The following is a 14,811-nucleotide window of genomic DNA, read 5'->3' as shown; positions in this document are numbered from 1 at the left end:
TCCTTGCCCAGCATGAAGGTTGAATCAGATTTGCACGCCTAAGGGAATCCCACGCCGATTCAGCCTCAATTCATTCCGCTCTAGGCGTGGGGAAGGCGCTCGGACCATGGCAAAGTCGGCGGGAAACCCAAGCCCAAATCGCAAACTTTAATGACTGGGCTGCGGCGCTCGAGGCCAAGGGCTATCCGTCAGGGCAGATCGAGTTATCGCTTGGCCAAAGGGCAGAGGTAAAACTGGTCGCTGACGCCATAACACGGCAAAGGAATCGTGAGTCAGTAGCTTGGCTCTCGATTGAGCAGGCCAATCTAGACCAATCGAAAAAGGCCGAAGAAACGCTTCCTCCTGATTACGATTGGATCGACAAATTCTGGCGCATTGCCGAAAACATATCAAATGAAAACGTACAGTCGTTTTTTGGTCTAGTCCTTGCGAGAAAGACGCTATCCGGATCTTGCTTTAGTATGAGAACTCTTGACGTTATTTCGACTTTGAGTGGTGACGAGGCGAGAGATTTAGAACGACTTGCGCAATTTGTTGTGAGAACAACTACATCAGATATCGAAGCTGCGTATGCAATAATTTGCTCGATCTCATTTGAAGGGGATGACCTCAAGCCTCTTATGTATGCCATTTCTGCCCAGCTCAGATCAATTCACGAACCGCTCCGGCAGAGACATTTCGGCTCTATTGGCGTGTTCGTTGAAGATGGCTGGGCAGCTCCAATTAATCAGAAAATTCGAGACGACCAGATAGAATTCTATGTAGCAGATCAAAAGATTAGAGTTACTTCCGTTGAGGGTAGCATCCGACCTGCGAGGCATGCCGATGGCTGTTATGACATTGGAAGTGGTGTGGAGCTCTCTCCTTTGGGAGTAGAGCTAGTCTCAATGTTGAAGGCTAAGGTATCCGCCGCGCATCTAGATGTCTTGCGTGCCGGGTTTGAGGCGAAAGGCCTTCGTATGGATATCGTCTACGACGAGCATTAGCGGGCGCACACGGGATCGGCATTCAGCATCTTAAGCACGGTCTGCGGCTTCTCCGCTGGGGTTGCGGCAGCGGCTTCGACTTTGCTCTTACGCATGTCCTGTACTCCTGTCTGACACGTCCTTGATGGACGAAACAGGCTTAGGACATAATTTCTATGTTGTAGAGCGACTGGCAGTTGTCCGAGATACACCGCGAAGCCGCGATGCGTTTGTCTCAAGGTGGACAGCTACCTTCGACAGATTGTCACTGTGGGCTTGTAGCTTCACCATCTCGGACATGATGTCGGCTGTGTGAAATATGCCAAAGGTCGCGCGGCCGGGTTGATGTGGCGCTTGGTTATTTCTGGCTTGCTTCGCATTCATAGTGAGAGCTACGAGAACGTCGTCATAGACGAACCGGCGCACCACCCAATGGGCAAATTTATGGCGATGAGTACGATGCATCTTCAGCGTCATAAGCGCACGAACAACTGCGTCTTTTACTTTTTCATCCCAAGCCCAGTCGGCAGTCATATTCTCAATGTGGTCAAGAACGTCTTTGTCATTTAGCGTCGACGCATTGCATTTGTCTGGACCCAGCGCAATTGACTTCATTGCATCAACGACCCTTCGTGCACTGAGGTCGGTGACGGCATAGATCTGAATGAATTTTCCAATCAGCAGATAATCACTGTCCAACGGAGGCACAGTCAGTTTTGAAAGCCACTCCTTCTCAGATTCTAGCCGCTCTGTAATCGCTTCAATTTGCTTGTATCGATCATATGAGCTCACATCTTGCTTTGAACGCAGGATTCTTATCCAACGCAACAGGATCTCGGCCAGCTTATATTTGAATGACATCGCAATCCCCCGCGCCCCGAAACGGCAGGCCACCCATCTAAGCAGGCCTTTAAATTGCGGCAACAGCGCCGCCCGCACACCTGGGGCGACGCGCCTTCGGCGGCGAGAGCCGGCGAGCTGTGAATCGCGAGCACCATGATCACATTTTAGGAACTCTGCCGCGAACGTGCCTGAAACGGGAGTATCTAGGGAGTCCTTTTAAAACCAAGGACTCAGCCCAGATGACATCTCTCCAGATTGCCTACCTGATGATTGCCCTGTCGTACTTGGCCGCAGTCTATGCGCTTTATTCCTCGCACTAGCTGGACCCAGCACAGCAGCAAGCTTCGCGCCGCCCACACACTTGGGGCGAAGCGCATGCTTGTCGCGCTACAGGCGAAGGCTTTGGCCGCCTGTAGGTTACGCCGCCTCACCCAGATACAATGCTTTCACAATGGCGAACGTGATCTTCGCAGTTGGGATAAACAGGATGGAGAAGCCGAAGGCATAGAAAGTGGCGACAACCGCCCTTCCCAGGAAGTTCGAGCAGTCGAGAGCTTGATGTTCAAGCACGAAAACGTCTCTGCTGTTCTGGAGAGCAGATGTGAACATAGAATCGACGAAGTACAAGTCAAATCGTCGGCTCGCATACATTCTCTCAACGATAACATTGGTCAGTAGGTGTCCAGTTCCCGTATATAGGTCGGCCAGATACGCCTCGTCTTCCGGGAATTCCTCCTGTTCTGAATCATCGCTGGGCTCCGACTCTGGCGGATCCCTTGCCCATTCCGACTTGAGGTAGACTGACCTTATAAAGGCGTGTGTGAGGGAGGAGATCTCGCTTGGAAAACTGAGCGACGGCACCCCATACATTGGGTGCCGCTGTTCATCGTCATTTGAACTCATAAATATTCCAAGCAAATTGTTCAAACTCGCTCGGGTAAGATTCTCGGTGACGATCGAATCCATGTACTTGACGTAGTCAGCAACGAGAGGGTGCTGCTTGATCTGTCGTGGAGCAAAGATAGTATAGAGAAATGACCCAATTCCGAGAAACAGCAATCCAAAATATAGGTTGTAAAATCGCAGGGTGGCATGCTCTCCTGAGGAAGATTGCGGGATTGATACGTACTCAATTCTATCGAAAACCAAACCTACGTACGATTGGAGGTTTTGATTGAAAATTATCAAATACCCTATGAAGGGAATCAGTATCGTCAACCGGACAGCAGGGGACTGACCAAAGTTCGCGATGAACGACCATCGAATGGTTTCACTCAAATTGGACAGGCCCAGGCCGGCACCGCTAACAGTGTCAAACCACCAAGATCGAAAAGCTCTCCACATGGAAAGGAAAAATTTCAACTAATGCCCCCAGGTGGCTCAACCTAACGATCCCTGTGAGAGTTGACTAGCCGAAGCCAACACGAGGTTTTCCTTATTTGGGAGCCAAGCCAAATAAGTTTTCGCGAGCGAACCCAGCGCAAGCGATTCTAATTGTTGGGAGTTTTTGGTGCCGCTTGCGTGACTCGAACACGCGACCCCCGCATTACGAATGCGGTGCTCTACCAACTGAGCTAAAGCGGCCCAGGAGGCCAGAGCCTCCAAGATGCGGGGGTTGATAGACGCAACCGGCGGCGAATTCAAGATGCGACTTGGCGATTCATGTGAGCGTGTCATGCCGTCGTCGAAAGCCCCGCCGCCGCGTTGTTCGCAAATCGGTCGCTGCGCGCCTCCGGCGCGCGCAAATCGATGAAACATGCTGATTTCGTTGCCGGAACAGCGCCGCAATGGACTTTGCACACCTCTCCAAGGCAGAATGCGCCGTTCGCCCGTTGATTGATTGGCCGCCTGCGGCTAACGATCACGGCAAGGTTGGCGAACGGACAGAGGGACCCGCTTGGACGCGATCGAAAAAGCGATCCGGAACGCCTTGGAGAAAGGCAATGCCGAGGACCGCGCATTCCGCGAAAGGGTCTATCGCGCGGCTTTTTCCGCGCTCGATCGCGCGCTAAAGGCCAATCCGGACGTGACCGTGGAACTCGCCATCAAGCGCCGGAAGGCGATCCAGGCGAAAATCACCGAAATCGAATCCGAGTTCCTGCCGGCGGTGTCGGATGTCGGCCCGCAGGGCGACGCCCCGGCGGTCGAGCTTGGTGCGGACTCCGCTCCAGCGGTCGAGGCCGGCCAACAGCCATCGGCACCCGCTGTCGTCGACGGGCCTGTGCAATCCGCCTCGGATGCGCCGCGCTCTGCCTCAGATGCGCCGCGCTCGCGCGTGCTGCCCGTCGTTCCCGATATCATGCCGGACGCTGCCCTTCCCGACGCCCCGTCCATCGACATGTCGGCTCCGGCCTCGGCCGGTGCCGCGGCGGAAGTGGCGCCCGATCGCGATGAACGGCGCATAAGGGGACGTCGCCTGCCGCTGACCGCCATCTTCCTGACCGTGACGCTGCTTGCCGCTGTTGGCATCGGCCTGTTCTTCGCCGTACAGACCGGCGTCTTCAAGACACAGGCGCAACTCGATACCGCCCCGCCGCAGGCGCCGCCGACCGTCAACGACGACGATTTCACACCGCCCGGCGGACCGGCAAAGCCCGGTGCCGCGGATCAGGCGCACGACTGGATCAACGTGTTTTCGCCGACAGACGCGTCGCATGTCAGCGCCCCGTCCGACGCCAAGGCCGAGGTGATGAAGGACGATACCGGCTCGTTCCTGCGCATACGCTCCGGAGCGTCCGGTTCGGCGATCAGCTTCGATGTCGGGCAAGGCGTGCTGGAGAAGCTCGCCGGCAAACATGCCGTGTTCGACATCATTGCCCGTTCCGAGGAAGGCAAGGAGACGCAAGTTTCCGTCGACTGCAATTTCGGCGAACTGGGCGATTGCGGCCGCAAGCGCTACGCGGTTGGCCAGCAGCAGAACGAATATCTGTTCGACGTGAAGTTTCCCGACAAGCGTCCCGGCTCTGCGGGCACCATCGCCATCAATTCCGACTTCGACAAGCAGGGCAAGGCCGCCGACATCTACGAAATCCGTGTTTCGGTCGAGCCGTAAGCCCGAAGCTTGACGAGATATCGCCATGGGCGGATCGACCGTCTTTCCGAACCTACGGGACCGGCTTGGGGCTGCGTAGATCACCCCAGGCCGGAGCGCATTCCAGCGCGGTGAAGTCGCCCGTCGTCATTTCCCGACACATGTTCAGCAGCACTCCGCCGACTGCTCGGGCAAGCGAGCCACCGACGCTGATCCGCCGCACACCCGCCCCCGCAATTTGGTCGAAGGTCAATCCGGACACACCTTGACCGAGCACATGATTTACCGGAGCGCTGACTGACCGGCAAAGCTTCTGGAGCGAGGCCAAGTCTGGCACACCAGGTGCATAGAGGACCTCGGCACCTAGAGCCTCGAAAGCCTTGAGACGGCGAATTGTCTCTTCGAGATCATATACTCCTTTGCCGAGCCCATCGGCGCGGGCCGTAAACACGATGTTGTACTTTCGCGCAGCGTCGGCCGCGGCAGCTACCCGCGCGACCGCGCTATCAAAATCGCGTATAGGCAAATCGGAATTCGGCTGCCTGTCCTCGATGGAAAACCCCGCCAGTCCAGCCTCCGCAGCGAGTCGAACAGTCTCGGCAACACCTTCGGGAGTGTCTTCGTAGCCGTCCTCCAAATCCGCTGTGACCGGAACATCGGTCGAAGCCGCTATCTCGCCAGCGTATGCCAAGCTCTCATCGCGACTGACCTCCAACGCCCCGTCCTTCCTGCCTTTGGAGAACGCATAGCCCGACGATGTCGTCGCGAGCGATTTGAAGCCCAAGCCGACCATGATCCGGGCGCCGGCAACGTCCCAAGGATTTGGGATCAGGAAGCAGCCGGACTTATGAAGAGCACGAAAGCGTTCAACCTTTTCGGATCGAGAAATCACATGCGCTCCTAGCTGGAATGGGCGATCAAGCTGGGAGCAAATGATCACAAAAGCAATCGCTTTCCGCCTGCGTTTAAGTCGGATTTCAAGCCAAGCCGTCTTGCGTACGGGGTTCTAGCGGTCGAGCAGGGCCTGCAGCGTCTCGATCCGATCGGCCTCGTTGGCTGGCTTGTCCCAGCGCAGCCGTGATACGCGGGGAAAGCGCATGGCGACGCCGGATTTGTGCCGGGTCGAGCGGTTGAGCCCCTCGAAGGCGACTTCCAGCACAAGGCCGTTGTCGCGGTCGGCCCGCACCGAGCGCACCGGGCCGAAACGCTCGACCGTGTTGTCGCGTACATATTTGTCGATCTGCCTCAACTCCTCGTCGGTGAAGCCGAAATAGGCCTTGCCGACCGGCACCAGCTCCTCCTCGCCTTCGGGACCGGACCAGACACCGAACGTATAATCCGAATAGAAGCTCGAGCGCTTGCCATGACCGCGCTGCGCATACATCAGCACCGCGTCCACAGTGTGCGGATCGCGCTTCCACTTGAACCAAGGGCCTTTCGGCCGGCCGGCGACATAGGCTGAGTCCCAGCGCTTCAGCATGACACCTTCGATGATTGGATGCAGCGGTACCCGCCGCAGTTCTTCCAGCGCATGCCAGTCCGAGAATTCGACGAACGGCGACAGATCGAACCGGCTTGGGTCGAGCGTCTTCACGAAGGTTTCGAGGCGGCCGCGGCGCTCGCGAAACGGCAGCGCGCGCAAATCCTCGTCGCCGATCTGCAGCACATCATAGCAGCGCATGAAGGCCGGGTACTGCTGCTGCATCTTCGCGGTAACCGTCTTGCGGTTCAGCCGCTGCTGCAGATCCGAGAATGTCCCCGTCGCCTCTCGGGGATCGCCGACCAACAGCTCGCCGTCGAGCGTCGCGGAAAAAAGCATGGCGTCGGCAAGGTCGGGAAAGGCACCCGAAACATCGTCTCCGGTGCGCGAATAGAGCCGGCGGATGCCGCCTTCGGCCACCGCCTGGACGCGGATGCCGTCCCATTTCCACTCGGCCGCATAATCGGCCGGATCGAGCTTTTCGAGATCGCCGTCGCCCACCGGGTTCGACAGCATTACCGGGCGAAACAACGCCATCGCCGTGCTCCGGGGCTTTTCGGCCTTGCCTTCCAGCCACGCGAACAGTGCTGTGTAGGGCGGCGACAGGCCATGCCAAAGCTCTTCGATCTCGGTGACATCGACCTTGCCGAAATCCGCCAGCGCCTGCTTGGCCAGCCGCGCCGACACGCCGATGCGCAGGCCGCCGGTGACCAGCTTGATGATGGCAAAGCGGGCCGAGATGCCGGCGCTATCGAGCAGCCCTGCCAGCACCTTCGGTCCGTCGGAACGGCTTGCCGCCTGCAGTTTGGCGACGACCTCGCTCAGCGTCGGCTCGCGGTTCGGGATGTTTCCGGGCGTTTGCGGCCAGACCAGCGACACCGTTTCGGCAAGATCGCCGACATAGTCGTAGGAATAGCCGAACAGCACCGGATCCATGCGCTCGGTGACCAGCGTGCGCAGCATCGCCGGCTTGACCGCCGCGATGTGGAGGTCGCCGGTGATGGCCGCCAGCGCCAAACCGCGATCGGGATCCTCCACGGTGCGGAAATAGTCGGTCAGCAAGGTCAGCTTGCCGTTGCGCGACGGCGTCAGCACCAGGCGATCGAGAAGTTCGGCGAAGCGGTTCATGCCATCAATCGCCCTCGTCCTCGTACCCCACCAGGTGCAGCGGCCGGGCGGCGATGCCTTCGAGTTCGCACCAGCGCACCAGCGCTTCCTCGCGGCCATGCGTCACCCAGATTTCCTCAGCTCCGGTCTGCTTGATGGTGGCGGTCAGTTCGTCCCAGTCGGCATGGTCGGAGATGATCAGCGGCAGTTCGACGCCGCCTTGCTTGGCACGCTGGCGGATGCGCATCCAGCCCGAGGCAAAGCACGAGATCGGATCGGGAAAGCGCCGTGCCCAGCGGTCGGCGAAGGCCGATGGCGGGCCGACGACGATGGCGCCACTGAAATCATCCTTGCCGCCGCTTTCGACGGTTGCCGGCTCCAACTGCCCAAGGTCGATGCCCTGGCTCTGGTAGTATTCGCTGAGTTTGGCCAGTGCGCCGTGGATGTAGAGCGGTCGGTCGTAGCCGGCGTCGCGCAACAGCCGCATCACCCGCTGCGCCTTGCCCAGCGCATAGGCGCCGACCAGATGCGAGCGTTCGGGAAACTGTGCCGCCGATTTCAGCAGGCGAGCGATCTCCTCGGTGTCGGGTGGGTGACGGAATACCGGCAGGCCGAAGGTCGCTTCGGTGATGAACACATCGCACCGGATCGGCTCGAATGGCGCGCAGGTGGCGTCCCTCTGCCGCTTGTAGTCGCCGGAGGCGACGATGCGCGTGCCCTGATGCTCAACTGATATCTGCGCCGAGCCCAGCACATGGCCCGCTGGATGGAAGCTGACGCTGACGCCGTCGAGGTCGATCGTCTCGCCGAGCCGCGCTGCTTGCGTCGTTCCCGCAAAATCCTCGCCGTAGCGCAGCCCCATGATGTCGAGCGTCTGCTGCGTCGCCAGCACCGAGCGATGGCCGGAACGCGCGTGGTCGGAATGGCCATGCGTGATCAACGCGCGGTTGACCGGCCGCACCGGGTCGATGAAGAAATCGCCTGGCGGGCAATAAAGGCCCTCGGGCCGGGGATGAAGCAAGTCGCTGGCGCGCATGGTCGCAAGATAGGATATAATTCCGCCGCGGGAAGCCTGTTGTAAGTGACTGCTGACTCCCGCATACAGCACCGCTGGCTCGATCCGCCGACAGGACCAACCGCCATGAAACCGCTTCAGGCCTCGTCCGGCGACTTGAACGCCGATCGCCGTGCCGAATATGCCGAGATGCTCCATGCGGATGGCGCTCACGCGGCAGCGGCTGAATTGCTGCTCGGCGCGCTGGAAATGACACCGCAATGGGCGATGGGCTGGTTTCGTCTCGGCGAAATGCAGCAGGCGGCGGGCGCGCCGGATCTGGCAGCACGGGCCTGGACGATGTCGCTGCAACTCGATCCATCGGATCGACAAGGCGCCGCCCTGAACCTTCAATTGATCGGCAAGGCGCCGGCGCTCGTCGCGCTGCCCAGCGCCTTCGTCGAGACTTTGTTCGACCACTATGCCGAGAGCTTCGATGAATCGCTGGTCGATAGACTGGGCTACCGGCTGCCTGAGGTGCTCGACCAGGCCATTCGAGCGGCGAGGCCGAGCCGCTTCGCGCTGGCGCTCGATCTCGGCTGCGGCACCGGCTTGATGGGGCAGAGGCTGCGGCCGATCGTCGATCGGCTCGAGGGTTACGACATTTCGGCCAGGATGCTGAGAAAGGCGCGGACGAAGGGCGTCTACGATGTCCTGGGCAAGGCCGATCTGCGGGATTTTGTCCATGCCGGCCCGGCCGATCTGGTGACTGTGGCCGATGTCTTCATCTATGTCGGTGCGCTCGATGGCGCGGTGAGGACGATTGCCGGCTTGCTGGCCAAGGACGGCCTGTTTGCGTTTCCGTCGAGGGGCTGGCCGGAAATGGCGATTTTGCCTTGCAGCCGTCGCGCCGCTACGCACATGCGGAACACTATGTGCGTGACGTCCTGGCTGCCAACGGATTTTCGGTCCTGTCGCTGGAAACGACCGTGATCAGGCAAGACCGGCGCGAACCCGTCAACGGGCTGGTCGTTGTGGCGGGCAAGTTGCCGGCCGCTTGAGGATACTGTCTCGCCGGCCTCACAAATATTCGTGCTGCCAAAAAAGTCCGATTTGCATGCGCGACTGATATTTGCGATCTGGTCGGATCAGGGCGCGATATCAGGAGGAGCATCTCGATGCGCTGGAACATGATGATCTTGGCATCTTGCGTGCTGACAGCCGGCTGCGTTGGCGGCACCTCGATGTCGGAACGCCAGGACGCCAACATCCAGTCGTCCCTGCAGTATGACAGCGTGCCGTGCGATCAGTTGCTAGCACAGCGCAACGGGTTGGCGCAGCAATACAACCTTCCGACGACGGCCAAGCCGACATTCTCCAACCCGGCGATGGGCTTCGGCCCGTTCACGCCGGACATGCGCTCCAAGGTCAAGCGCGATACCGACCAGGCGAGCGGCGAGATCGATGCCATGAACCGGTCGATCAATCGCCGCCAGTGCGGCCAACCGGACAAGCAGAAGAAATTGGCGTTGCCTGGCTAATACCCCGCCTTGCGGTCCACCAGATTGTCGAGCTTTTCGCCGCGCTCGAAGGCGTCCATCTGGCGCAGCATGATCGGCGCCAGATGGACGGGGTCGGAAGTCGCTGCCGCGTGCGGCGTGACGAACACTTTTGGATGTCCCCACATAGGACTGGTCTTCGGCAGCGGCTCGACTTCGAACACGTCAAGGCTCGCCTCCTTCAGCGTGCCGTCATCCAGCGCCCGCAAAATGTCGGCGTCCTTTTGCAGGCGGCCGCGTCCGGCATTGATCAGCACCGAGCCGCCGAGGCCGTTGCGCTTCCGCAATTCCTTCAGCACGCCATAGTTGATGATGCCCTTGGTGTCCGGCGTCAGCGGCAAAAGTACGACAAGGATGTCAGTCGCCTTGAGGAAGGGGATCAATCCGGCCTCGCCGGAATAGGTCGCCACGCCTTCCATAGCCTTGTCGCTGCGCGACCAGCCGTTCACGGCAAAGCCGAGCGATAGCAGCACCGAGGCTGCCGCGCGGCCGAGGCTGCCGAGGCCCATGATACCGACGGAAATGTCGCCGGCCGGCCTTTGCTGCGGCTCGTGCCAGATCTTCTTCGACTGCTGCGACCGGTAAAGCAGGCCTTGGCGGTGATGGTCGAGAACCCGCCAGACGACGTATTCGGTCATGTACTGGGTGAGGTTGCCGGCGACGACCTTGACGATCGGAACGTCGGGCAGCCCGGGGTCGGCGAAGATGTGGTCGACACCCGCTCCGATCGAGAAGATGGCGCGCAGATTGGGCAGCGAGGCCAGCAGGTTCGGCTTCTGCTTCCACACCACCGCATAGGTGATCGAAGGATCGCTGGCGCCGTCCGGTTCCAGCACCACCTCGCGTTCGGCCGACAGGAGTTCGCGCCAGCGCTGCGGATTGAAGCCGGTGACGGCAAGCAGGATGCGGCCTTTTTCCATTGCGATCTTTTAGTCCCTCTGCACGCAAATTACTCGCTGACGATGCCGACCGGCGCCGTTTCTATCTTGAAGGCGGCCGAGATCAGCGCCCGAGTATAGTCGGTTTGCGGATTTTCAAAAATCTGCCGGGAAGGGCCGGCTTCGACGATCCTGCCATTGCGCATGACGATGACGTCGTTGGCGAGCGCGCGGATAACCTTCAAATCGTGGCTGATGAAGAGATAGGCGAGGTCGTGCTTGGCCTGCAGGCTGCGCAACAGGTCGACGACCTGTGCCTGTACGCTCATGTCGAGCGCCGATGTCGGTTCGTCCAGCATGACGAAGCGCGGGTTGAGCACCATGGCGCGCGCGATGGCGACGCGCTGGCGCTGGCCGCCGGAGAATTCGTGCGGATAGCGGTTGCGCGTCGCCGGATCGAGGCCGACCTCCTTCAGCACGGCCGCCACCTTGTCGTCGCGCTGGTCGGGCGACAGCTTCGGCTCGTGGATCTTCAGGCCTTCCTCGATGATCTCGGCGATCGACATGCGCGGGCTGAGCGAGCCGAATGGATCCTGGAAGACGATCTGCAACTCGCGCCTGAGCGGCCGCATGGCGTTGAAGGTGAGCTGGTTGATGTCGCGCCCGTTGAACTGGATGGCTCCGGTCGAGGAGATCATGCGCGCCAGCGCCAGGCCGAGCGTCGTCTTGCCTGACCCCGATTCTCCGACCACGCCGAGCGTCTGGCCGGCCCGCACGGTGACATCGATGCCGTCGACCGCCTTCACATTGTCGACGGTGCGGCGGAAGAAGCCCTGCTTGATCGGGAACCAGACCTTTATGTCCTTGCCCGTCATCACTGGTTTGGCGGCGGCATTGGCCGCCGGCGGCTTGCCCTTCGGCTCGGCCGCCAGCAGATGTTTTGTATAGGCATGCTGCGGATTGGCGAAAATCTCCTTGGTCGGACCGGTCTCGACGATCTTTCCCTTGGTCATCACGCAGACCCGGTCGGCAATCTTGCGCACGATGCCGAGATCGTGGGTGATGAACAGCATCGACATGCCTTTGCGGCTCTTCAAGCCGGCCAGCAGCTCGAGGATCTGCGCCTGCACGGTGACGTCGAGCGCCGTCGTCGGCTCGTCGGCGATCAGCAATTCGGGCTCGTTGGCCAGCGCCATGGCGATCATGACGCGCTGACGCTGACCGCCGGACAGCTGGTGCGGATAGGCATCGAGGCGTTTTTGCGGATCGCGGATGCCGACCTCGTTGAGCAAGGCCAGCGTGCGCGCCTTGGCCGGGCGGTCGGCCATGCCCTGATGCAGCTTCAGGATCTCGACGATCTGCTGCTCGATCGTGTGCAGCGGATTGAGCGAGGTCATCGGCTCCTGGAAGATCATGGTGATCTTGTTGCCACGCACCTGCCGCAACTGCTTCTCGCTCATCGCAAGCAGGTCGGCGCCCTGGAACAGTATCTTTCCCGAGGGGTGGCTGGCACTGGGATAGGGCAACAGCTTCAGCACCGACAGCGCAGACACCGATTTGCCGGAGCCGGATTCGCCGACGAGTGCCACCGTCTCGCCCTTGGCGATGTCGAACGAGATGTGGTCGACAGCCGTCGACTGGCCATCGCCCTGGCTAAAGGCGACACTGAGGTCTTGTACGCTGAGCAGGGGGGCTCCGCTCATCTGAACGTCTTGCGCGGATCGAAGGCATCGCGCGTCGCCTCACCGACGAAGACCAGCAGCGACAGCATCAGCGAGATGACGATGAAGCCCGAAATGCCGAGCCACGGCGCGTTGAGGTTTCGCTGCGCCTGCTTGAGCAGTTCGCCGAGCGACGCGGAGCCGGGCGGCAGGCCGAAGCCGAGATAATCGAGCGAAGTCAGCGTCGAGATCGAACCTGAGAGCAGGAACGGCATGAAGGTCAATGTCGCCACCATTGCGTTGGGCAACAGGTGCCGGAACATGATGGTGCGGTTGGGTACGCCGAGCGCGCGCGCCGCGTTGACATATTCGAAGTTGCGGGCGCGCAGGAACTCGGCCCGCACCACGCCGACCAGCGCTACCCAGGAGAACAGGAGCATCAGGCCGAGCAGGATGAAGAAGCCCGGCGGCAGGATGGCGGCTATGATGAGCAGGAGATAGAGCACCGGGATCGCCGACCAGATTTCGATGAAACGCTGGAACAGCAGATCCGTCCAGCCGCCGAAATAGCCTTGCACGGCGCCGGCCGCGACGCCGATCAGTGCCGAGCCGGCAGTCAGGATCAGGCCGAACAGCACCGAGATGCGAAAGCCGTAGATGACGCGCGCCAGCACGTCGCGCGCCTGGTCGTCGGTGCCGAGCCAGTTCCAGTTGCCGACGATGCAGGCCGGATCGGCCGGACCTTGCGGATACTGGTTGCATCGCATCTTGGCGTCGTACTCCCAGGACGGCTTGGCGGGAGCTGCTTCAGGAATGGCGTTGTTGACGGTCTGGTAGGAGTACCGCACCGGCGGCCAGATCATCCAGCCATTGGCGTTGATCTCATCCTGGATGACCGGGTCGCGATAGTCGGTGACGGCATAGAAGCCGCCGAACTTTTCCTCGGGATAGGCGACCAGCACCGGAAACAGGATTTCGCCCTTGTAGGAAGCGATGATCGGCTTGTCGTTGGCGATGAACTCGGCAAACAGCGACAGCACGAACAGGACGAGGAATATCCATAGCGACCAGTAGCCGCGCCGGTTGGCTTTGAAGTTCTGCAGGCGGCGCTTGTTGAGCGGCGACAGCCAGGGCCGCGCGATCCGCTGCGGCGTCGCTCCCGCGGGGGCAGTAGCATCCGACATCAGACGTCTCTCCGCTCGAAATCGATGCGCGGATCGACCCAGGTGTAGATCAGGTCGGACAGCAGCCCAACGAACAACCCGAGCAGCGAGAAGATGTAGAGGTTGGCGAACACGACCGGATAGTCGCGCTCGACCACCGACCTGAAGCCGAGCAGGCCAAGGCCGTCGAGGGAAAAGATGTTCTCGATCAGCAGCGAGCCGGTGAAAAAGGCCGAGATGAAGGCGCCGGGAAAACCGGCAATGACGATCAGCATGGCGTTGCGGAAAACGTGGCCGTAGAGCACCTGCCGCTCCGAAAGGCCCTTTGCCCGCGCCGTCACCACATACTGCTTGCGGATCTCTTCCAGGAACGAGTTCTTGGTCAACAGCGTCGTGGTGGCGAAGGCCGACAGCACCAGCGCCGTCAGCGGCAAGGTCATGTGCCAGAAATAATCGACGATCTTGCCCCACCAGGACAGCTGATCCCAATTGTCCGAGGTAAGGCCGCGCAACGGAAACCAGTCCCAGAAGGACCCGCCGGCAAACAGCACCATCAGCATGATGCCGAACAGGAAGCCTGGGATGGCATAGCCGACGATGACGACGCCGCTGGTCCAGACATCGAACGTAGAGCCGTCCTTGACGGCCTTGCGGATGCCGAGCGGGATGGAGATCAGGTAGGATAGAAGCGTGATCCACAGGCCGATCGAGATCGACACCGGCATTTTTTCGAGGATCAGGTCGAGCACCGAAATGTCGCGGAAATAGCTGTCGCCGAAATCGAACCTGATATAGTTCCACAACATCATGCCGAAGCGCTCGAGCGGCGGCTTGTCGAAGCCGAACTGCTTTTCCAGCTTCTTGATGAATTCCGGATCGAGGCCCTGCGCGCCGCGATATTTCGAGCTGACGTCGCCGGCAACGTCAAAATTGGCGCTGCCGCCCGCGTCGCCACCGCCACCACCGCCGAGGCGGTCGCTGCCGCCCTGGTTGGTCAACCTGGCGATGACCTGCTCGACTGGCCCGCCAGGGGCGAACTGGATGACGGCGAAGGATATCGCCATGATGCCGAACAGCGTCGGGATCATCAACAGGATGCGGCGCAGGATATAGGCGCCCATCAGGCTTTC

General features: G+C 60.3%; 12 protein-coding genes, 1 tRNA gene and 1 pseudogene. 4 read left to right on the top strand and 10 right to left on the bottom strand.

The window, feature by feature from the left end; translation table 11 throughout:
• Positions 1-86 precede the first annotated feature (86 nt).
• A complete protein-coding gene (locus NKH57_RS24825; protein ID WP_352948146.1) occupies positions 87-986 on the top strand; it encodes a DUF2806 domain-containing protein in 900 nt (299 codons plus the stop codon).
• 153 nt (positions 987-1,139) lie between these two features.
• Here the strand turns inward: NKH57_RS24825 and NKH57_RS24820 are convergent, their stop codons facing one another.
• The 3 genes from NKH57_RS24820 to NKH57_RS24810 form a co-directional block, all read right to left on the bottom strand.
• On the bottom strand, positions 1,140-1,826 hold the full coding sequence (locus NKH57_RS24820) for a hypothetical protein (protein ID WP_352948143.1): 687 nt from the start codon (positions 1,824-1,826) through the stop codon (positions 1,140-1,142).
• Between the two features lie 399 nt (positions 1,827-2,225).
• Positions 2,226-3,170, bottom strand: coding sequence for a hypothetical protein (locus NKH57_RS24815; protein ID WP_352948141.1), 945 nt, complete (start codon positions 3,168-3,170; stop codon positions 2,226-2,228).
• 146 nt (positions 3,171-3,316) lie between these two features.
• Positions 3,317-3,392, bottom strand: a tRNA-Thr gene (locus NKH57_RS24810).
• A gap of 313 nt (positions 3,393-3,705) precedes the next feature.
• Between NKH57_RS24810 and NKH57_RS24805 the strand changes: the two genes are divergently transcribed.
• Positions 3,706-4,860 carry a hypothetical protein gene (locus NKH57_RS24805; RefSeq protein WP_352948138.1) on the top strand — a complete coding sequence of 385 codons (1,155 nt, stop codon included), beginning with the start codon at positions 3,706-3,708 and terminating at the stop codon, positions 4,858-4,860.
• A 52-nt stretch (positions 4,861-4,912) separates the two neighbouring features.
• Here the strand turns inward: NKH57_RS24805 and NKH57_RS24800 are convergent, their stop codons facing one another.
• The 3 genes from NKH57_RS24800 to NKH57_RS24790 all read right to left on the bottom strand — a co-directional run bounded on the left by NKH57_RS24800 (position 4,913) and on the right by NKH57_RS24790 (position 8,462).
• The gene (locus NKH57_RS24800) at positions 4,913-5,731 is read right to left on the bottom strand and encodes an isocitrate lyase/PEP mutase family protein (RefSeq protein WP_352948135.1); all 819 of its coding nucleotides are present in this window, start codon (positions 5,729-5,731) and stop codon (positions 4,913-4,915) included.
• Positions 5,732-5,845: 114 nt separating this feature from the next.
• Entirely contained in the window at positions 5,846-7,447 is a 1,602-nt protein-coding gene (locus NKH57_RS24795; protein WP_352948132.1) for a cisplatin damage response ATP-dependent DNA ligase, read from the bottom strand.
• Positions 7,448-7,451: 4 nt separating this feature from the next.
• Positions 7,452-8,462 (bottom strand): ligase-associated DNA damage response exonuclease, encoded by a 1,011-nt coding sequence (locus tag NKH57_RS24790; RefSeq protein WP_352948130.1) that lies wholly within the window; start codon positions 8,460-8,462, stop codon positions 7,452-7,454.
• A 105-nt stretch (positions 8,463-8,567) separates the two neighbouring features.
• Here NKH57_RS24790 and NKH57_RS24785 point away from each other — a divergent pair.
• Together NKH57_RS24785 and NKH57_RS24780 are read left to right on the top strand one after the other, a co-directional pair.
• Positions 8,568-9,481: pseudogene (locus NKH57_RS24785) on the top strand (class I SAM-dependent DNA methyltransferase).
• 117 nt (positions 9,482-9,598) lie between these two features.
• The gene (locus tag NKH57_RS24780; protein WP_352948128.1) at positions 9,599-9,961 is read left to right on the top strand and encodes a hypothetical protein; all 363 of its coding nucleotides are present in this window, start codon (positions 9,599-9,601) and stop codon (positions 9,959-9,961) included.
• Here NKH57_RS24780 and NKH57_RS24775 read toward each other — a convergent pair.
• The 4 genes from NKH57_RS24775 to NKH57_RS24760 are packed head-to-tail and all read right to left on the bottom strand — an operon-like array spanning position 9,958 to position 14,802.
• Positions 9,958-10,899: a 2-hydroxyacid dehydrogenase gene (locus tag NKH57_RS24775; RefSeq protein ID WP_023758169.1), complete on the bottom strand. Its 942-nt coding sequence runs from the start codon at positions 10,897-10,899 to the stop codon at positions 9,958-9,960. The two genes, NKH57_RS24780 and NKH57_RS24775, sit on opposite strands and share 4 nt — an antisense overlap.
• Before the next feature lie 29 nt (positions 10,900-10,928).
• Positions 10,929-12,560: an ABC transporter ATP-binding protein gene (locus NKH57_RS24770; RefSeq protein WP_352833154.1), complete on the bottom strand. Its 1,632-nt coding sequence runs from the start codon at positions 12,558-12,560 to the stop codon at positions 10,929-10,931.
• Entirely contained in the window at positions 12,557-13,702 is a 1,146-nt protein-coding gene (locus tag NKH57_RS24765; RefSeq protein WP_352948125.1) for an ABC transporter permease, read from the bottom strand. Before NKH57_RS24765 ends, NKH57_RS24770 begins: the two co-directional genes overlap by 4 nt.
• Entirely contained in the window at positions 13,702-14,802 is a 1,101-nt protein-coding gene (locus NKH57_RS24760) for a microcin C ABC transporter permease YejB (protein ID WP_352948122.1), read from the bottom strand. The genes NKH57_RS24765 and NKH57_RS24760 overlap by 1 nt, the downstream gene beginning before the upstream one ends.
• Between the last annotated feature and the right edge of the window lie 9 nt (positions 14,803-14,811).

The organism is Mesorhizobium sp. M1050 (assembly GCF_040318715.1).
In the GTDB taxonomy this organism is placed as follows: Bacteria; Pseudomonadota; Alphaproteobacteria; order Rhizobiales; family Rhizobiaceae; genus Mesorhizobium.
The sequence above is the reverse complement of the archived record's forward strand: the minus strand, read 5'-3'. Positions and strand labels throughout refer to the sequence as shown.